Source organism: Pseudomonas sp. A-RE-22 (genome assembly GCF_019956035.1).
Taxonomy (GTDB): Bacteria; Pseudomonadota; Gammaproteobacteria; order Pseudomonadales; family Pseudomonadaceae; genus Aquipseudomonas; species Aquipseudomonas brassicacearum.
In genome coordinates this window covers 108,225-128,301 of record NZ_JAHBCZ010000011.1, presented here as the reverse complement: position 1 = coordinate 128,301, position 20,077 = coordinate 108,225, and the positions used below count along the sequence as shown (strand labels likewise).

Here is a 20,077-nt window from a genome sequence, read left to right as displayed (position 1 = left end):
CGAAATAGACCGTCAGTGTGCCCAATGCCGATTCGTTAAGAAAGCGACAACCGTGGCGAGGGGATGGACGTAGGGGGGCTACGTCCGTCAGACGAGCGGCCCGCGGGGGTAGCGCTTGAGCTTTTCGATCAGTTCGGCGCCGGGGATCGGTCGGTCGAACAGGTAGCCCTGGCCGACATCACAGCGGTGGCGCCGCAGAAACGCCAGTTGCTGGGCGGTTTCGATGCCTTCGGCCACGACCTTGAGTTTCAGGTTGTGGGCCATGGCGATCACCGCCGAGGTGATTTCCATGTCGTCCTGGTTGTCCGGGATTTCGTGGATGAAGCTGCGATCGATCTTGATGATGTCGATCGGGAATTTCTTCAGGTAACTGAGCGACGAATAACCGGTGCCGAAGTCGTCCATGGCCAGGGTCAACCCCAGGCGCTTGAGCTGGTCGAGCTGCAAGTGGGTGTCTTCGGTGGCTTCCAGCAACAGGCCTTCGGTCAGCTCCAGTTCCAGCAGCCGGGCCGGCAATTGTTCCTCCTTGAGGATGCTGGCGATGGAGGCGACCAGGTCCGGGTCGGAAAACTGCTTGGGTGACAGATTGATCGCCACTTGCAGGTTACCCAGGCCGGCTGCGGTCAGCTGTTTGCTCATGCGGCAAGCCTGGCGGGCGATCCATTTGCCGATGGGAATGATCAGGCCGGTTTCTTCGGCCACGCTGATGAACTGGTCCGGGCGGATCATGCCCTTTTCCGGATGGTTCCAGCGCAGCAACGCCTCCATGCCCAGCAGGCGACCGCTGCGCAGGCACAACTTGGGCTGGTAGAACACGTCCAGTTCGTTCTGGGTCAAGGCGCGGCGCAGGTTGTTTTCCACGAACAGCTTGTAGCTGGCCTCGGCATTCAGTGCTTCGGTGAACACCTGGACCTGGTGCTTGCCGTTGGCCTTGGCCTTGTGCAGGGCGAGGCCGGCGTTGCGCATCAGGGTCTGCGGATCGCGGCCGTGCAGCGGCGCGCAGGCCAGGCCGACGGAGCCGGTCACGCTGATCAACTGGTTATCGACGAACATCGGCTTGTCGAGGGTCATCAGCAACTGACTGGCGATCTGCTGCCCGGCTTCCAGGCTGGTGTCGTCCAGCAGGACCGCGAATTCGTTACTGGCGAATCGCGCCAGGCTGCCGCTGGGGCTCAAGCTGTTGCGCAGGCGCCGGGCCAGGCTGATCAGCAGTTTGTCACCGGTCTGGTGGCCGAGGCTGTCGTTGATCCGCTTGAAGTTGTCGATGTCCACCAGCAGCAAGCTGATGGGCGAATCACTGTCCCGGGCGAAGCGTTCATCGAGGTTGCGAATGAACGCCGGACGATTGCCCAGGTTGGTCAGGTTGTCGGTGTACGCCAGGCGCTCGATGCGCTGCTGGGCCAGCTTGGTCTGGGTGATGTCTTCGTAGATGCCGATGTAGTGGGTCAGCTCGCGGTTATCGCCGTAGACCTTGGAAATCGACAACTGGCCCCAGTAGGGCTCCAGGTTCTTGCGCCGACTCTTGAACTCACCCTGCCAACTGTTGCTCTGGGCCAGCGCCGAGGGTGCGTCGAACAGCAGCTCGCTGAGATTCTCCAGGGCTGGCAGTTCGGAGAGGCGCTGGCCGTGGACCTCCTCGGTGGTGTACTGGGTGATCGCGGTGAAGCTCGGGTTGACGTATTCCACCACACCGTCGCAATTGACCAGCAGGAACGCGTTGGCGCTCTGTTCCACGGCGCGCTGGAACAAGTGCAGGGCGCTGGTGGCGGTGCGTCGGTTGTGGTTGTTGATGACCTGGGCGAACTGGTCCGCCAGCTCGCCGGCAAAGGCGATTTCATCCGACTGCCAGGCGCGGGTGACGCCCACTTGCTCCAGGCACAGCACGCCCACCACCTGGCCGTCGATACGCACGCTGGCGTCGAGAATGGCATTGACGTCACGGGCGCGCAGGCTCTCGGCCATTTCCCGGGTGCGCGGGTCGCGCATCGCATTGTGGGCGTCAATGGCGCGGCAGGTCTGCAGCGCCTCCATGTAGTCGGGAAAGTCGTTGGCATCGATCACCGCAGGCAGGAAATACGCCTGGGACGCGCGGTTGTAGGCGGAAATCGGTACCAGTTTGCCATCGTCCAGGTTCCAGAGGCTGGCGCAGTCGATCTGGTAAATGTCGCAGGCGCTGCGGGTGATGAGTTCGGCGGCTTCGAGCAGGGAGTTGTTGGCGCTGTAGCGTTGACGGGTCAGCAGCAGGATCAGGTCCTGTTGGGCGCGTACCCGGTCCAGGTGCTGGAGTTGCTCTTGCTGGGCGCGCTGGTTCAGTTCCAGGGCTATCTGCAGGCGTGAATTCTGGGTTTCCAGGTCCAGGGCCGGCATAGAGGGTTCGCCCTGCAACAAATTGTCCACCGCCAGCAGGTAGCCGCGCAACAGATGACGATTGTGTTGCTTATAGGCTTCACCCGTCTCCAGCACGTTCATCGGGCCCTTGGCGGTGTGGAGCGTGTAGCGAATCTGGTAATGCGCGGCCTGGGCCAATTGTTGCTGGATGGCGTCGTGCAACTGATAGCGTGCTTCGGGTTCCATCAAGCTGGCGTAGGGCGAACTGACCAGCGAGCACAGCTCTACCGCCGGCAGGCCGAAGTATCGCTCGCAGTTGGGATCGAGGAACAACAGCGCCCAGCTTGCTTCATTCAGCCGTTCGAAACGCAGCATACCGAGCCGCGAGGGCACCGGTAACTGCGTCACTACCTCGGCCGCCATACGGCTGGCGGCATCGGGTTGGCTTTTCATGGGGAAACTCGCTTCGAAAATGCTGATCGCGCCGGGCTGACGCCCTCGTTATTACGGATTGGCGCAAGGTTGCATCATTGCGGCACTGGCTGACAAGAGACATGAAGGCCAAGTGCTATAAACCTTTTATCGGCCGACGAGAGGATTTCTCCAGTCGCCGACCGATCAGAGGGCGTGGAAGATCATTGCAGTGGGATATCGACGGTCTGCAAAGGGTTGCCGTCCCGGTCGTGGAAGGTGACTTGAAGGCTCTGGGCCGTGACCTGCAGATGGGCGAAGTTGTCCTGGCTCACCACTTTGCTGGTCAGTTCATAGCGGTACTCACCGCTTTGGGTGCGGGCCATGGGCCAGTGGAAAATAAAATCCGAGGCTTTCGCAAAAGGCAGCAGTTTGCTGTTGTAGAACGGCGAGGAAACCACGGTGTTGACCTCGAAATCAGGATCCTCGCTGTGACGCAGGCGGCTGGTCATGGAGCCGTGGACATCGCCCGAGACGAAAACCACGTTTTTGATCCGATGGCGACGTATGGTTTCCAGCAGGCGCAGGCGTTGTTCCGGGAAGGCCTGCCAGGCGTCACCGTCATCGTGCTTGCTGTCAGGGAAGAACATGACGCTGGTCACGACGAGTTTGACCCGGGCGGGGCTGTCGATGAGCCATTGGAGCAGGGACTGTTCCTGCTCCTCGTCGAGGATGCGCCGGTCATTCGCCGACAGGTTGCGTTGTGTCCGGCTGTCGGTGACGAACCATTGGATATCGCCGTGGGTGAAGATGTACCAGTAGCGGGTTAACGACTTGTTCAATGTCCCGTCGCTCGACAGTTCATGGGCGGGTCCGTGGCTGGCCTGATAAAGCCCATAAGCGGCCATCGCATTGGCGTATAGAACATCGTCGTTAGCGGTTTTCCTGGCAGGCCAGTTGTCTTCGATCTCATGGTCGTCAAGGATCATGTAGGTCGGGATGCCGGACATCAGTTTCCGGATATGTGGCTGGCTAAATACCGATCGGTATCTGAAAAGGATGTTCTGATAGGTTTGGTCCGGTCCGATGACATTCAGGTCATCCAGATAAACCTGGTCGCCGGTCATCAATATCGCGCTGATCGGTGGGTCGGCCTGCGCCACGATGCGGTTGATGCCGGCAAAGGTGCGGTCCCCAAGCCCCGGTAGCAACGGGGTGCCGGCGGCAATTCGCAAGTAGCGGCAAGAGCCCACGATATAAGCGCGTGGTACGTCGGTTTTGCTGGCCGGCGTGCGTAAGCAGTAGGTGTTCCCGGGCCATTGCAGCGGCAGTTCCTGGGCGGTTTCCACGGTATGGGTCGGGCTCAAGGGGCTGAACCAGCCGGCCTGGTACTCGTAGGCGGTATCGGGTTGAAGGCCTTTCAACACGATGACATCGGACATGTCGCGGTAGGCCTTCAAATGGACAAAATGCCCTTTCGACCAGCGTGTATCGCCTTGGCGCCGGTGGCGAATACCGGCGAATACCCGGTTGTTGCCGCGATCGCCGCGCAGGAATATCCGGGCGTGGTCCGTTGTCGTGTGGCCGACGATGGGGCCAACGGTAGGTTTGAACATATTCGAATCCATTCGAAGTTTTAGTAATGGGGGCAAGCATCAAGTTGCCTTGGCGGTCTTGATGCTAAAGCCCGGCGCACCATAAATATCGATAGGGAAGGGGGCGCAAGTTGTGGGTAATGACTAACAGGGGGTGTAGTCATTTAAAACTTGCGGGGTAGGAAAATGCCGGGGTTGCCTGACAGACCGCCATCGCGAGCAGGCTCGCTCCCACAGGGGGAGAGGTGCAAGTTTAAAGTGCTGTGCAGCGCCAGAAATCTATTGTGGGAGCGAGCCTGCTCGCGATGGGGCCGGCACAGCCAACATCCATGCACCTGACCTGAATTCCAGGCAAAAAAAAGCCCCGCCAAACGGACGGGGTTGAGGTACGAGCGTGGCGCTCGGAAAACAGTGCTCCGAATGGCCCTCCGCAAGGGAGGGCCGCCCGGTGTTACAGCAGGATGGTGCGGATGTCGCCCAGCAGGTCGCTCAGACGCTTGGTGAAGCGTGCAGCGGCGGCGCCGTTGATCACACGGTGATCGTAGGACAGCGACAGTGGCAGCATCAGCTTCGGCTGGAAGGCTTTACCGTCCCAGACTGGCTGGATGGTGGCCTTGGAAACACCCAGGATCGCCACTTCCGGCGCGTTGACGATCGGCGTGAAGCCGGTGCCGCCAATGTGGCCGAGACTGGAGATGGTGAAGCAGGCGCCTTGCATGTCGTCGGCGGTGAGCTTCTTGTTCCGGGCTTTTTCGGCCAGGGCAGCGGCTTCGGCAGCCAGTTGCAGCAGGCTCTTCTGGTCGACGTTGCGGATGACCGGTACAAGCAGACCTTCCGGGGTGTCGACGGCAAAGCCGATGTGCACGTATTTCTTGCGGATCACAGCCTTGCCACTCGGGGCCAGGGAGGCGTTGAAGTCCGGCAATTCCTTGAGCAGGTGCGCACAGGCCTTGAGCAGCAGCGGCAGCACGGTCAGCTTGACGCCGGCCTTTTCCGCCACGGCCTTCTGCGCAACGCGGAAAGCTTCCAGCTCGGTGATGTCGGCCTGGTCGAACTGAGTCACGTGCGGAATGTTCAGCCAGCTGCGATGCAGGCTCGACGCGCCGATCTGCATCAGGCGAGTCATGGCCACTTCTTCGGTTTCGCCGAAGCGGCTGAAGTCCACCGCCGGGATCGGCGGAATGCCTGCGCCGCCAGCGGCGCCTTCGGCCGGTGCGTTCTTGGCCTTCTGCATCATGGCCTTGACGTAGGCTTGCACGTCTTCTTTCAGCACGCGACCGTGAGGGCCGCTTGGGCCGACGGCGGACAACTCGACACCGAATTCACGGGCCAGCTGACGCACCGCAGGGCCGGCGTGCACCTTGGCACCGCTTGGCGCAGGCGCGGCGACCGGGGCTGGGGCAGCCTCGGCCTTGGCGGCAGGCGCGGCGGCTGGAGCCGGGGCCGCTTCGGCCTTGGCAGCAGGTGCAGCGGCTTGCGCGGGTGCGGCAGGTGCCGCAGCGCCAGCGACCTTGAGCTTCAGGATCAGGTCACCGGTGCCGACTTCGTCTTCCAGCTTGATCTCGACGCTTTCCACCACACCGGCGGCTGGCGATGGGATTTCCATGCTGGCCTTGTCGGATTCCAGGGTGATCAGCGACTGGTCGGCTTCGACGGTGTCGCCAACCTTGACCAGCACTTCGATGATCTTGGCCTTGCCCGACGAGCCGATGTCCGGGACATGAATGTCCTGGACCGTGGCAGCGGCAGGCGCAGCAGCCGGCGCGGGAGCCGCTTCGGCAGCCGGTGCGGCGGCAGGCTTTTCAGCCGCGGCCGGGGCAGCAGGGGCGGGCGCTTCAGGCGCCGCAGCGGCGCCCTCGACTTCCAGCTCCAGCAGTTCGTCGCCTTCTTTCAGGCGGTCGCCCAGCTTCACTTTCAGGCTCTTGATGACACCGGCCTTCGGCGCAGGCACTTCCATGCTGGCCTTGTCCGATTCAAGCGTCAGGATGCTCTGGTCGGCTTCGATACGGTCGCCGACCTTCACAAACAGTTCAATTACTTCACCTTCACCGCTGCCGATGTCAGGTACGCGAATGAGTTCGCTCACGAAAATTCTCCTCAGCAGTCCAGTGGGTTGCGTTTTTCCGGATCGATGCCGAACTTGGCGATGGCTTCGGCCACCACTTTAGGTTCGATATCGCCACGGTCAGCCAGGGCTTCCAGGGCTGCCAACACAACGAACTTACGGTCGACTTCGAAGAAGTGACGCAGCTTCTTGCGGCTGTCGCTACGGCCGAAGCCGTCGGTGCCCAGCACTTTGAATTCCTTGGAAGGAACCCACTGGCGGATCTGCTCGGCGAACAGCTTCATGTAGTCGGTGGACGCGATGACCGGACCTTTGCGGCCGTTCAGGCATTCTTCGACGTAGCTCAGCTTTGGCTTCTGGCCTGGGTGCAGGCGGTTGCTGCGCTCTACGGCCAGGCCGTCGCGACGCAGTTCGTTGAAGCTGGTGACGCTCCAGACGTCGGCGCCGACGTTGAACTCTTCACGCAGGATCTTCGCGGCCTCACGCACTTCGCGCAGGATGGTGCCCGAGCCCATCAGTTGGACGTGGTGCGCCGCTTCGCGGGTGTCTTCCTCGAGCAGGTACATGCCCTTGACGATGCCTGCCTCGACACCGGCCGGCATGGCTGGCTGCTGGTAGGACTCGTTCATCACGGTGATGTAGTAGAAGACGTCCTGTTGCTCTTCGGTCATCTTCTTCATGCCGTCCTGAATGATCACCGCCAGCTCGTAGCCGTAGGTCGGATCATAGGTGCGGCAGTTCGGGATGGTCCCGGCCAGCATGTGGCTGTGGCCGTCTTCGTGCTGCAGGCCTTCACCGTTGAGCGTGGTCCGGCCCGCGGTACCGCCGATCAGGAAGCCGCGGGTACGGCTGTCGCCGGCCGCCCAGGCCAGGTCGCCGATACGCTGGAAGCCGAACATCGAGTAGAAGATGTAGAACGGCAGCATCGGCTGGTTGTGGCTGGAGTACGAAGTACCGGCGGCAATGAAGGAGCTCATGGCGCCAGCTTCGTTGATGCCTTCTTCGAGGATCTGGCCCTTCTTGTCTTCGCGGTAGAACATCACCTGGTCTTTATCGACTGGCTCGTAGAGCTGGCCGACGGACGAGTAGATGCCCAACTGACGGAACATGCCTTCCATACCGAAGGTACGGGCTTCGTCCGGGATGATCGGAACGATGCGCTGGCCAATTTCCTTGTCCTTGACCAGTTGCGCGAGGATCCGCACGAAGGCCATGGTGGTGGAGATTTCACGGTCGCCCGAGCCGTCCAGGATCGCCTTGAGGGTTTCCAGTGGCGGGGTCGGAACGCTGAAGCTCTTGGCGCGACGCTGCGGCACGAAACCGCCCAGTGCGGCACGGCGCTCGGCCAGGTAACGGGCTTCGGCGCTGCCTTCTTCGGGCTTGAAGAACGGCAGGTTTTCCAGCTCGCTGTCCTTGACCGGAATGTCGAAGCGGTCGCGGAACAACTTCAGGCTGTCGACATCGACTTTCTTGGTGTTGTGCGCGGTGTTCTTCGCTTCGCCGGCGCCGGTGCCATAACCCTTGATGGTCTTGGCCAGGATGACGGTTGGCTGCTCTTTGTGGTTGACCGCCTGGTGGTACGCCGCGTAGACCTTGTACGGGTCGTGGCCGCCACGGTTGAGCTTCCAGATCTCGTCGTCGGACAAGTCGGCAACCATGGCCTTGAGTTCAGGCGAGTTGAAGAAGTGCTCGCGGACGAACGCGCCGTCCTTGGCCTTGTAGTTCTGGTATTCGCCGTCGATGACTTCGTCCATGCGGCGTTGCAGGATGCCGTCGACGTCCTTGGCCAGCAGTGGGTCCCAGAAGCGGCCCCAGATGACTTTGTTGACGTTCCATTGGGCGCCACGGAACACGCCTTCGAGTTCCTGGATGATCTTGGCGTTGCCGCGAACCGGGCCGTCGAGGCGCTGCAGGTTGCAGTTGATGACGAAGATCAGGTTGTCCAGTTTCTCGCGGCCGGCCAGGGAGATTGCGCCCAGGGATTCCGGCTCGTCGCACTCGCCGTCACCCATGAAGCACCAGACTTTCTGCTTGCCAGGCTGGATGAAGCCACGGGCTTCCAGGTACTTCATGAAGCGTGCCTGGTAGATCGCCTGGATCGGGCCCAGGCCCATGGAAACGGTCGGGAACTGCCAGAAGTCCGGCATCAGCCAAGGGTGCGGGTACGAAGACAGGCCGTTGCCGTCCACTTCCTGGCGGAAGTTGTTCATCTGGTCTTCGGAAATACGGCCTTCCATGAACGCACGGGCGTAGACGCCTGGCGATGCGTGACCCTGGAAGTAGATCAGGTCGCCGCCGTGTTCGTCGGTCGGGGCCTGGAAGAAGTAGTTGAAGCCGATGTCATACAGCGTCGCGCTGGAGGCGAAGCTGGAGATGTGACCGCCCAGGTCAGAATCTTTCAGGTTGGTACGCATGACCATGGCCAACGCGTTCCAGCGTACCAGCGAGCGAATGCGGCGTTCCATGAACAGGTCGCCAGGCATGCGTGCTTCGTGGGTAACGGGGATCGTGTTGCGGTACGGCGTGGTGATGGCGTAGGGCAGTTGCGAACCGCTGCGGGTTGCGAGTTCGCCCATACGGGTCATCAGATAATGAGCACGGTCTTCGCCTTCTTTGTCGAGAACCGATTCCAGGGCGTCCAGCCATTCCTGGGTTTCGACGGGATCGAGGTCTTGCATGGCTTGCTCCAGGGCGGAAAGGCTACCAGAATCGGTTGCCTGAGTTTGCGACTGGCCTTGTGGGCAGACGATATAAATTCTTGGATTGCCGAAGGTTGTTTCGGCGGCGTGTAGTTTTACTACAAATCGTCGGCCGTTTCAGCCTTTCGAATGTATAGACGAGTAGTAAAACTACACATGAGCGGCTTATGGCCCCTCGTTTCGTTGTGAGAATAATCGTTACTGTTGGTCTTTAGCCAACTCGAACAGGTAAAAACTTGATGCCGGCTGCCAATAAAATCAGATTTTCAGCTATTTATCATCTTTGTTCGACAGTCGATCAGGTAGTGTCTTTCGAAAAAACACTACATCCAGCCTTCCCCGCGCCGATCAAGGATAGACCATGAGCCTGCCCTCGCTTGCCCCAATACCGGAAACGGTGCCGGCCATTCTCCAGTCATTGGTCAGTCGTGCCGAGCAGTCGTTCCGTGCGGTGGTCGCCTTGTTCGACGACGATCACGGGCTATCGGCCTGGACCCCGCAGCGCTGGGAGGCGTTCAACCGTATTGCCGCCGCCAGCGACTTTGTCATCGAGCAGAGTCTCCGTGACCCGGTGATGCTGCTGGAGCTGGTGCGCAGCGGCGAACTGGACCGCAGCCTGGCGCCCGGAGAAATGTGCGCGCAGATCGGTGCCGCCGTGCAGGCCGCCGAGACTGAAGAAGAACTGGGCCGCGTCCTGCGCCGCCAGCGCACCCGCCAGCAGGTACGGATCATCTGGCGCGACCTGACCCGCCAGGCCGACCTGGTCCAGACCTGCCGCGACCTCTCGGACATGGCCGACACCTGCATCGACCAGGCGTATCAATGGTTGTACCAGCGCCTCAGCCAGCAATTCGGCGTACCCACCGGACGGCGCAGCGGCGAGCCGCAGCAGATGGTCATCCTGGGCATGGGCAAGCTGGGTGCCGTGGAGCTGAACCTGTCGTCGGACATCGACCTGATCTTCGCCTACCCCGAGGGCGGCGAAACCGTTGGCGTCAAGCGACCGCTGGATAACCAGGAGTTTTTCATCCGTGTCGGCCAGCGCCTGATCAAGGCCCTGGACCCTATGACCGTCGACGGTTTTGTGTTCCGCGTCGACATGCGCCTGCGCCCCTACGGCTCGGCCGGGGCGCTGGTGCTGAGCTTCAATGCCCTGGAGCAGTATTACCAGGACCAGGGCCGCGACTGGGAACGCTACGCCATGATCAAGGCGCGTGTGGTGGCGGGAGACCAGGTGGCGGGTGCGCAATTGCTCGACATGCTGCGCCCGTTCGTCTATCGCCGTTACCTGGATTTTTCCGCCATCGAAGCGCTGCGCACCATGAAACAACTGATCCAGCAGGAGGTGCGGCGCAAGGGCATGGCCGACAACATCAAGCTGGGCTCAGGCGGCATTCGTGAGGTGGAGTTCATTGCCCAGGCGTTCCAGTTGATCCATGGCGGCCGCGACCTGAGCTTGCAGCAGCGTCCGCTGCTCAAGGTGCTGGGGACCCTGGAAGGCCAGGGCTATCTGCCGGCCAAGGTGATCGACGAGCTGCGCCAGGGTTATGAGTTCCTGCGTTATACCGAACATGCGATCCAGGCGATTGCCGACCGCCAGACCCAGATGTTGCCGGACAACCCGCAGGACCAGGCGCGCATTGCGTTCATGCTGGGGTTTGCCGACTGGTCGGCCTTTCACGAGCAATTGATGTACTGGCGGGGGCGTGTGGCCTGGCATTTCGGCCAGGTCATCGCCGACCCTGATGAAGAGGCGGGTGGCGAAAGCGAAGTGGTGGTGGGTGGCGAATGGTTGCCATTGTGGGAAGACAGCCAGGATGAAGAGGCGGCGTGTCGTCAGTTGGAAGAGGGCGGCTTCGTCGATGCACCCAAAGCCCTCAAGGCCTTGGCCGCCCTGCGCGGCAGTCCGCAACTGCGCGCCATGCAGCGCCTGGGGCGCGAGCGTCTGGACGCCTTCATCCCACGTCTGCTGGCCCAGGCCGTGGAACATGCCGATCCGGACCTGGTGCTGGAGCGGGTGCTGCCTTTGGTGGAGGCGGTGGCCCGCCGTTCGGCCTACCTGGTGCTGTTGACGGAAAACCCCGGCGCCCTGCGTCGTTTGCTGACGTTGTGCGCGGCGAGCCCGTGGATTGCCGAACAAATCACCCGTTTCCCCTTGCTGCTCGATGAATTGCTCAATGAGGGCCGGCTGTTCAAGCCGCCCTTGGCGCCGGAGTTGGCGGCGGAGTTGCGAGAGCGCCTGACGCGCATCCCCGAGGATGACCTTGAGCAACAAATGGAGGCGCTGCGGCATTTCAAGCTGGCGCACCGCCTGCGGGTGGCCGCCTCGGAAATCGCCGGCAGCCTGCCGCTGATGAAAGTCAGCGATTACCTGACCTGGCTGGCCGAGGCGATTCTCGAACAAGTGCTGGCCCTGGCCTGGCGCCAGACGGCCGCCAAGCACGGCGTGCCATTGCGCACCGATGGCAGCTTGTGCGATCCGGGCTTCATTATTGTCGGTTATGGGAAAGTCGGCGGCCTGGAATTGGGGCATGGTTCCGACCTGGACCTGGTGTTCATCCACGATGGCGATCCTCAGGCGGAAACCGACGGCCCTAAACCCATCGACGGTGCACAGTTCTTCACCCGGCTCGGCCAGCGGATCATTCACCTGCTGACTGCCCAGACCAACTCCGGGCAGCTGTATGAAGTGGATATGCGCCTGCGGCCATCCGGGGCGTCGGGGTTGCTGGTCAGTTCACTCGGGGCGTTTGCCCGTTACCAGGAGAACGAAGCCTGGACCTGGGAGCATCAGGCGTTGGTGCGGGCGCGGGTGTTGGTGGGCAGCCAGGACGTGGGTCAGGCGTTCGAGAAGGTCCGCGCCCAGGTGTTGGGACGCAAGCGTGACTTGCCGACCCTGCGTCAGGAGGTCAGCGAGATGCGTGCCAAGATGCGCGACAACCTTGGCAGCAAGGCCACCGCCGCCGGGACCGCGCCGAATGCCTTCGAGGCGACGGCGCCCTTCGACCTCAAGCAGGATGCCGGAGGTATCGTCGATATTGAATTTATGGTGCAATACGCGGCCCTGGCGTGGTCCGAGGAACACCCGTCGCTGGTGCGCTACACCGATAACATCCGCATTCTGGACGGGTTGCAGGAGGTCGGGCTGATGCCGGCCGAAGATGCCACGCTGTTGCGCGAAGCCTACAAAGCCTACCGCTCCGCCGCCCACCGCCAGGCCTTGCAGAAAGATGCCGGGGTGATCGCAGGCGACCAGTTCGTGGATGAGCGTCGGCAGGTACTGCGGATCTGGCGGAAGCTGGGGCTGAGCTGAAGATTTGAATGTGGGAGCGAGCTTGCTCGCGATGACGGAGTGTCAGGCGACATTGATGTTGAGTGTGCCGGCCTCATCGCGAGCAAGCTCGCTCCCACAGTGGATTTGCGGTGTTGCACCGTGCTGAAGACATATACAGACCCATTGTGGGAGCGAGCTTGCTCGCGATAGCGGAGTGTCAGGCAACATTGATGCTGGATGTGCCGGCCTCTTCGCGAGCAAGCCCGCTTCCACAGTAGATGGGTGGTGTGTTGTAGATTAGGGCAACAGGCAACGACCTAAGCCACAGTGATTCTCGAGGCGGGGAGGCGTAGGCCTCCCCGTATCGTTTTTGGAAAGCACATGAATATTCTGATCGTTGGGCCCAGCTGGGTCGGTGACATGGTGATGGCGCAGACACTGTTCCAGTGTCTGAAGCAGCGTCATCCGCAGTGCGAAATCGACGTCCTGGCCCCCGAGTGGAGCCGGCCGATCCTTGAGCGCATGCCCGAGGTACGCAAGGCCTTGAGCTTCCCGCTCGGCCACGGCGTGCTGGAGCTGGCGACCCGCCGACGCATTGGCAAATCCCTGGCCGGTCAGTACGACCAGGCGATCCTGTTGCCCAATTCGTTGAAATCGGCACTGGTGCCGTTCTTCGCTGGCATCCCCAAGCGCACCGGCTGGCGTGGCGAGTTTCGCTACGGCCTGCTCAACGACGTGCGCACGCTGGACAAAGAACGTTATCCGCTGATGATCGAGCGCTTCATGGCCCTGGCCTGCGAGCCTGGGACCGAGTTGCCCAAGCCGTATCCACGACCGAGCCTGCAGATCGACCCGGTGACCCGCGAAGCAGCGCTGGCCAAGTTCGGCCTGAGCCTGGACCGTCCGGTATTGGCCCTGTGTCCGGGCGCCGAGTTCGGTGAGTCCAAGCGCTGGCCGGCCGAGCATTACGCCCAGGTTGCCGAGGCGAAGATTCGCGAAGGCTGGCAGGTCTGGCTGTTCGGCTCGAAAAAAGATCACCCGGTGGGGGAAGACATCCGCTCGCGGCTGATCCCGGGCCTTCGGGAAGAGTCGGTAAACCTCAGCGGCGACACCTCCCTGGCCGAGGCCATCGACCTGCTGTCCTGCGCCGATTCGGTGGTCTCCAACGACTCCGGCCTGATGCACGTGGCCGCGGCCCTGAACCGCCCATTGGTGGCGGTCTACGGTTCCACCTCGCCGGGCTTTACGCCACCGCTGGCCGACAAGGTCGAAGTCGTGCGCCTGGGCATCGAGTGCAGTCCGTGCTTCGACCGCACCTGTCGCTTCGGTCATTACAATTGCTTGCGCCAGCTCATGCCGTCGTCGGTGAACGAGGCCCTGGAGCGTCTGCAGGGCACACCCGTGGAGGTTCGGTAACTTGCGGGTATTGCTGATCAAGACCTCTTCGCTGGGGGATGTGGTCCACACCTTGCCGGCGCTGACCGACGCGGCGCGGGCGATTCCTGGCATCAAGTTCGATTGGGTGGTGGAAGAAGGCTTCGCCGAAATCCCCACCTGGCACCCGGCCGTGGGCAAAGTCATTCCGGTAGCGATCCGTCGCTGGCGCAAGAACCTCTGGCAAACCATCAAGAGTGGCGAATGGCGACGCTTCAAGCAGAGCGTGCGCGCCGAAAAGTACGACCTGGTCATCGACGCCCAGGGCCTGCTGAAAAGTGCCTGGCTGACCCGTTACGTCAAGGCCCCGGTGGCCGGTCTGGATAAAAATTCGGCGCGTGAGCCCCTGGCGGCGCGCTTTTATTCTCGGCGCCTGGCGGTGGCTCGCGGTCAGCATGCGGTCGAGCGCGTACGGCAGCTATTTGCCCTGGCGCTGGGCTATGACTTGCCGCAGACGCTAGGTAGCTATGGCCTCAACGTCGACCGATTGGTGGAATTGCCACGCCCCTATCCCTACGTGGTGTTCCTGCACGGCACGACCTGGGAGTCCAAGCATTGGCCCGAGCTCTACTGGCGCCAGCTCACCGAACGCATGGGGCAGTTCGGCGTGGTGGTAAAACTGCCGTGGGGCAACCCCGCCGAGAAGGCCCGGGCCGAACGCATCGCCAACGGGTTGCGCAACGCCCTGGTGCTGCCGAAGCTGAACCTCGGCGGGATGGGCAAGGTACTTGCCGGTGCCCAGGCCTGCGTGGCGGTGGACACCGGTCTCGGTCATCTGGCCGCAGCCCTGGACGTACCGACCATTTCGCTGCTCGGCCCGACCAATCCGGTGCTGACCGGCGCCTACGGCAAGGGCCAGATTCACCTTGCCAGTGATTTCCCTTGTGCGCCGTGCATGCAGAAACAATGCACTTACCCGCCGACTGTCGAAGATGCCCGGCGGTTTGACCTGAAACGCGAGCAGCCCCTGTGCTTCACGCGTCTGAACCCCGAGCGTGTTGCCAGCCACCTGAGCACGTTATTGGCTGAGGAGCCGCGCTGATGCAATTGGCTTTTGTCCTTTATAAGTACTTCCCCTTCGGTGGCCTGCAGCGTGACTTCATGCGCATCGCCCTGGAGTGCCAGCGACGCGGTCACCAGATCCGCGTCTACACGCTGATCTGGGAAGGCGACGTGCCGCCCGGCTTCGAAGTGCTGGTGGCGCCGGTCAAGGCGCTGTTCAATCATCGCCGCAACGAGAAGCTCAGTGCATGGATGGAGGCCGACCTGGCCAAGCGCCCGGTGGACCGTTTGATCGGCTTCAACAAAATGCCCGGCCTGGACGTGTACTACGCCGCCGACGGCTGCTTCGAAGACAAGGCGCAGAACCTGCGCAATTCGCTGTACCGGCGCTGGGGCCGCTACCGGCATTTCGCCGAGTACGAGCGGGCAGTGTTCGCCAAGGATGCCAAGACCGACGTGCTGATGATTTCCGAAGTCCAGCAGCCACTGTTCATCAAGCACTACGGCACGCCGCTTGAGCGCTTTCACCTGCTGCCGCCGGGCATCGCCCAGGATCGGCGTCGGCCCGCCGACGCCGACCAGATCCGCGCGGCGTTCCGGGCCGAATTCGAGCTGGCCGATGACGACCTGCTGCTGGTGCAGATCGGTTCCGGGTTCAAGACCAAGGGCGTGGATCGCAGTCTCAAGGCCCTGGCCGCGCTGCCCGCCGAATTGAGAAAACGCACTCGGCTGTTTGTAATCGGCCAGGACGACCCCAAGGTATTCCAACTGCAGAGCGCCGCACTGGGGCTCGGTGACAACGTGCGGTTCCTCAAGGGCCGCAGTGACATCCCGCGTTTCCTGCTGGGCGCCGACCTGTTGATCCATCCGGCGTACAACGAGAACACCGGCACCGTACTGCTCGAAGCGCTGGTGGCCGGGTTGCCGGTGCTGGTCAGCGCGGTGTGTGGGTACGCCCATTACATCGCGGAGGCCGACAGTGGCCTGGTGCTGGACGAGCCGTTTGAACAAGCGCAACTCACCGAGTACCTGGGTCGCATGTTGAACGATGCCGATGCCCGGGCGGCCTGGAGCCGCAACGGTCTGGCCTTCGCCGAGACGGCCGACCTCTACAGCATGCCGCAGCACGCGGCCGATGTGATTTTGGCGGAGCACGCACAATGAAGTTGATGCTGGCCGAACCGTTCAAGAGCCTTTGGGCCGGGCGCGATGCGTTCGCCGAAGTCGAGGCGCTCAAGGGCGAGGTCTATCGCGAACTGGAAGCCCGGCGCACCTTGCGCACGGAGGTGGACGGTCGTGGATTTTTCGTGAAGATCCATCGCGGCATCGGTTGGGGCGAGATCTTCAAGAACCTGTTCACCGCCAAGCTGCCGGTACTCGGCGCAGGTCAGGAATGGAAAGCGATCCAGCGTTTGCAGGAAGTCGGCGTGCCGACCATGACCGCTGTTGCGTACGGCGAGAAGGGCAGCAACCCGGCAGACCAGCACTCGTTCATCGTCACCGAAGAGCTGGCGCCGACCGTCAGCCTCGAAGACTTCAGCATCGACTGGGTCAAGCAGCCGCCGCAACCGGCACTCAAGCGTGCCCTGATCGCCGAAGTGGCGCGCATGACCGGCATGATGCACCGCGCCGGGGTCAACCATCGTGACTGCTACATCTGCCACTTCCTGCTGCACACCGACAAGCCGGTGACACCTGCCGATTTCAAACTTTCGGTGATCGACCTGCACCGCGCCCAGACCCGTCCAGCCATTACCACTCGCTGGCGCAACAAGGACCTGGCGGCGCTGTATTTCTCGGCGTTGGACATCGGCCTGACCCGCCGCGACAAGCTGCGTTTCCTCAAGGGCTATTTCCAGCAGCCATTGCGCCGGATCCTCGCCGAAGAGGCGTCGTTGCTGGCCTGGCTCGAAGGCAAGGCCAACAAGCTGTATGCCCGCAAGCAGCGATACGGGGACGCGCTCTGATGTCAGGCTGGAAACTGGAACCGGCCTACGCCGATCTGGCGCAGGATTTCGGCAGCCTCGAGGCGGTGTTCGCGTTGCAAGGGGAGCGTTTGACCCGTGATCCGTTGTCGGAGGTGATCCGGGTGCAGCGCAACGGCGTGAATTACTACGTCAAGCGCTACGTCGGGGCCGGCAAAGGCTTGCGGCGTTACCTGGGCAAACCCCGGGTCAAGTCCGAATGGCAGAACCTCAAGCGCTTCGCCAAATGGGGCATTCCCACCGCCGAAGTCGTGGGCTGGGGCTTGGAGCGAAGCGGCGCGACCTATGCCCGTGGCGCGATGATCACCCGCGAACTGCCGCATACCGAAGACCTCTCGGCCCTGGCCGAGCGTCGCGATCCAAGGCTGGCCGACCGCGCCTGGGTCGAAGACGTGAGCCGGCAACTGGCCGGTTACACACGGACCATGCACGCCCACCGTTTCACCCATAACGACCTGAAGTGGCGCAACCTGCTGGTCGATGACCAGGCGAAGCTGTTCCTGATCGACTGCCCGAACGGCGACTTCTGGCGCGGCTTCTGGCTCAAGTACCGTATCACCAAGGATTTGGCATGCCTGGACAAGGTGGCCAAGTATCACTTGTCGGCCACGCAGCGCCTGCGGTTCTACCTGCAATATCGCCAGCGCGACCGGCTCGATGCGTGTGACAAGAAACGCATCCGTCACGTGGTGAGATTTTTCGAGGGGCGTGAATGACTGATTTTCTGGCCGCTGAAGACCAGGCGTTGTTGCAACGTCATGGCCTGGACAGCTTCGAGGCCTTGTGGGCGCGGCAACTGGACGCGGTGGACGAACCCAACACCTCGGGTGACGGTTGGAGCAGTGTGTTCCGGTTGGACCTGGAGGGGCAGGGTTATTACCTCAAGCGCCAGAGCAATTACCTGACCCGGACTTTGTCCCATCCGTTTGGCGAGCCAAGCTTCTCCCGGGAGTTTCGCAACATCAGCCGCTATCGCCAGCTGGGCATTCCAGCCCTGCAAGCGGTGTTCTATGGTCAGCGCAAGGTGAACGGCGAGGTGCGGGCGGTCCTGCTGACCCGTGCCCTGGACGGCTGGGATGACCTGGATTCACTGGTGCAGCGTTGGTCGAGCCTGATGGCGGCGCAGCGCACCACCATCCTCAACGCCTGCGGTTTGCTGGCGCGGCGCCTGCACGGCATGCATCAGGTGCACGGTTGCTTCTATCCAAAACACATCTTCCTGCAAGCCACCGCCGACGGCTATCAGGCGCAATTGATCGACCTGGAAAAGACCCGGCCGCTGTTGTTCGGCCTGCGTGATCGGGTCAAGGACCTGGAGCCTTTGCTGCGGCGCGCCTCCGTCTGGAGTGAGGCCGATGTGCGCCAGTTGCTGTCCAGTTATCTGGACCGGCCGCTCGACAGTGGGCAGGTCGACCGCTGGATGACCCGTCTGAACGCTCGGCGCAGCCACAAGGAAGCCCGTTGATGCATCTGTCCGAATTGAAGAATGCCGGCCGCAGCCCCAGCCTGCCCATGAGCCTGGAACTGGCCGATGCCGCCGGCCCGGCGAAGTTGCAACTGCTTTCGCTGTTACGGGTGTTGCCGGGGCAACGTTACGTCGGCGCGGGCGTCTGGCGTGGCCGGCCGGTATTGGCCAAATTATTGGTGGGCAACAAGGCCGCCCGGCATTTCCAGCGGGAGCTGCAAGGCGTTCGCCTGCTGGCAGAGCAGGGGCTGACCACGCCGTTGTTGCTGGCCGATGGACTGAAAGAGGGTGAAGGCGGCTGGTTGTTGTTCGAATTGCTCGAAGACGCCGAGAGCCTGGGGGATGCCTGGAAACAGGTCGAACACCTGCCATTGCTGGCTGACGAGCAGACGGCGGTGCTGGCCGAAGCCCTGGGCGCTATCGCGCAATTGCACAGCAAAGGCCTGTGGCAGGAAGACCTGCACCTGGACAATCTGCTGCGTCACGACGGCAAACTCTATTTGATCGACGGCGCCGGCATCCGCGCTGAAACCCCAGGGCAGCCGCTGTCGCGGCAGAAAGTATTGGAGAACCTTGGGGTGTTTTTCGCCCAGCTTCCCAAAGCCCTCCAGCCGTTCAATGAAGAACTGTTGGTGTATTACCTGCTGGGCAACGCCGAACACGCGCTGCCCATGGAAGCGCTGCAAAAACAGATCGACAAGGTGCAAGCCTGGCGCCTCAAGGATTTCCTCGCGAAAGTCGGGCGCGAGTGCAGCCTGTTCAGCGTGCAACGCGGGGCGTTTGGCTTGCGGGCGATCCGCCGTGATGAAGAAGCGGCCATGATGCCGGTGCTGGAGCAGGCCGATGCATTGCTCGACCAGGGCCACCTGTACAAGACCGGCGGCGCGGCCAGTGTCGGCAAAATCGAGGCGAACGGTCGCACCTTGGTGATCAAGCGCTACAACATCAAGAACTTCGCCCATTGGCTCAAGCGCTTCTGGCGCCCGAGTCGCGCCTGGCATTCCTGGCGCGAAGGCCATCGCCTGGCCTTTCTTGGCATCGCTACGCCCAAGCCCCTGGCGCTGCTGGAAAAGCGTTTTCTGTGGCTGCGCCGCGGCGCTTACCTGGTCACCGAATACCTGGCGGGGCCGGATATCATCGAGCGCTTCGGCCCTTACGTGCAAAACGGTGACGCCCCCGAGACGGAATTGCTGGCCCTGGATCGCTTGTTCGCCGACCTCATCCGTGAACGTATCAGCCACGGCGACTTCAAGGGCCACAACCTGTTCTGGCAGCACGACCGCTGGGCGCTGATCGACCTCGACTCGATGTGCCAACACCGCACCCACGCCAGCTTCGCCCAGGCCTACGCCCGGGATCGCGCGCGGTTCATGCGCAATTGGCCGCAGGACAGTGCACTGTATCGGGTGATTGATCAGCGGGTGCCCAAAACAGTCGATAGCGCCTCGTCCACCCTATGAACCACAAGTGAAGACCCTGCTGTTCAGTTGAGGTCGCCGATGCGCCCTCGCCACGGACTGCATGGACCTTCAGGTCGAGAAGAGGGGCGGATTCAAGTGTGAAATGCGCTGCCGCCTTCGCGGCGGGCCCACGGAGCAATGCCTTCGTTCGGGCACACCGAGCCTAGGCGAGGTGCCGAGTGTTGGGGGCAGAAGCGTTTTGCTTACTTTTGACTGGGCCGGCTTCCGGGCTTCTCAAAAGTGACCCGCCGTAAGAGCGGAATCGTAAGCCGCCGTTACCGAAGAACCGGATATACACCCCATCTCACCCCCACCCCATTCCGGCCAAAAAATACCATCGCAAGGCACTTCAATGTATT

At 62.1% G+C, this 20,077-nt stretch carries 12 protein-coding genes; 8 read left to right on the top strand and 4 right to left on the bottom strand.

Going from position 1 to position 20,077, the window contains the following annotated elements; translation table 11 throughout:
* Positions 1 to 87 precede the first annotated feature (87 nt).
* The 4 genes from KGA89_RS06865 to aceE form a co-directional block, all read right to left on the bottom strand.
* Positions 88 to 2,781 (bottom strand): putative bifunctional diguanylate cyclase/phosphodiesterase, encoded by a 2,694-nt coding sequence (locus KGA89_RS06865; RefSeq protein ID WP_003197090.1) that lies wholly within the window; start codon positions 2,779 to 2,781, stop codon positions 88 to 90.
* A 182-nt stretch (positions 2,782 to 2,963) separates the two neighbouring features.
* Positions 2,964 to 4,355, bottom strand: coding sequence for an alkaline phosphatase D family protein (locus KGA89_RS06860; RefSeq protein WP_223471003.1), 1,392 nt, complete (start codon positions 4,353 to 4,355; stop codon positions 2,964 to 2,966).
* A gap of 430 nt (positions 4,356 to 4,785) precedes the next feature.
* Positions 4,786 to 6,420, bottom strand: coding sequence for a dihydrolipoyllysine-residue acetyltransferase (gene aceF / locus KGA89_RS06855; protein ID WP_223471001.1), 1,635 nt, complete (start codon positions 6,418 to 6,420; stop codon positions 4,786 to 4,788).
* Between the two features lie 11 nt (positions 6,421 to 6,431).
* Positions 6,432 to 9,077, bottom strand: coding sequence for a pyruvate dehydrogenase (acetyl-transferring), homodimeric type (aceE, locus tag KGA89_RS06850; protein ID WP_003197095.1), 2,646 nt, complete (start codon positions 9,075 to 9,077; stop codon positions 6,432 to 6,434).
* A 382-nt stretch (positions 9,078 to 9,459) separates the two neighbouring features.
* Here aceE and glnE point away from each other — a divergent pair, with 382 nt between their 5' ends.
* The 8 genes from glnE to KGA89_RS06810 all read left to right on the top strand — a co-directional run bounded on the left by glnE (position 9,460) and on the right by KGA89_RS06810 (position 19,718).
* Positions 9,460 to 12,411, top strand: coding sequence for a bifunctional [glutamate--ammonia ligase]-adenylyl-L-tyrosine phosphorylase/[glutamate--ammonia-ligase] adenylyltransferase (gene glnE / locus KGA89_RS06845; protein ID WP_223470999.1), 2,952 nt, complete (start codon positions 9,460 to 9,462; stop codon positions 12,409 to 12,411).
* Between the two features lie 342 nt (positions 12,412 to 12,753).
* Positions 12,754 to 13,788, top strand: a complete 1,035-nt coding sequence (gene waaF, locus KGA89_RS06840; protein ID WP_223470997.1) for a lipopolysaccharide heptosyltransferase II — start codon at positions 12,754 to 12,756, stop codon at positions 13,786 to 13,788.
* A gap of 1 nt (position 13,789) precedes the next feature.
* The gene (gene waaC, locus KGA89_RS06835; RefSeq protein ID WP_223470996.1) at positions 13,790 to 14,848 is read left to right on the top strand and encodes a lipopolysaccharide heptosyltransferase I; all 1,059 of its coding nucleotides are present in this window, start codon (positions 13,790 to 13,792) and stop codon (positions 14,846 to 14,848) included.
* Positions 14,848 to 15,972 carry a glycosyltransferase family 4 protein gene (locus KGA89_RS06830; protein ID WP_223470995.1) on the top strand — a complete coding sequence of 375 codons (1,125 nt, stop codon included), beginning with the start codon at positions 14,848 to 14,850 and terminating at the stop codon, positions 15,970 to 15,972. Before waaC ends, KGA89_RS06830 begins: the two co-directional genes overlap by 1 nt.
* Positions 15,969 to 16,775: a lipopolysaccharide core heptose(I) kinase RfaP gene (gene rfaP, locus KGA89_RS06825; protein WP_003197105.1), complete on the top strand. Its 807-nt coding sequence runs from the start codon at positions 15,969 to 15,971 to the stop codon at positions 16,773 to 16,775. The genes KGA89_RS06830 and rfaP overlap by 4 nt, the downstream gene beginning before the upstream one ends.
* Positions 16,775 to 17,509, top strand: coding sequence for a lipopolysaccharide kinase InaA family protein (locus KGA89_RS06820; protein WP_223470994.1), 735 nt, complete (start codon positions 16,775 to 16,777; stop codon positions 17,507 to 17,509). Before rfaP ends, KGA89_RS06820 begins: the two co-directional genes overlap by 1 nt.
* On the top strand, positions 17,506 to 18,258 hold the full coding sequence (locus KGA89_RS06815; protein WP_223470993.1) for a lipopolysaccharide kinase InaA family protein: 753 nt from the start codon (positions 17,506 to 17,508) through the stop codon (positions 18,256 to 18,258). Before KGA89_RS06820 ends, KGA89_RS06815 begins: the two co-directional genes overlap by 4 nt.
* Positions 18,258 to 19,718, top strand: coding sequence for a lipopolysaccharide kinase InaA family protein (locus KGA89_RS06810; protein WP_223470992.1), 1,461 nt, complete (start codon positions 18,258 to 18,260; stop codon positions 19,716 to 19,718). Before KGA89_RS06815 ends, KGA89_RS06810 begins: the two co-directional genes overlap by 1 nt.
* Positions 19,719 to 20,077: the final 359 nt, after the last annotated feature.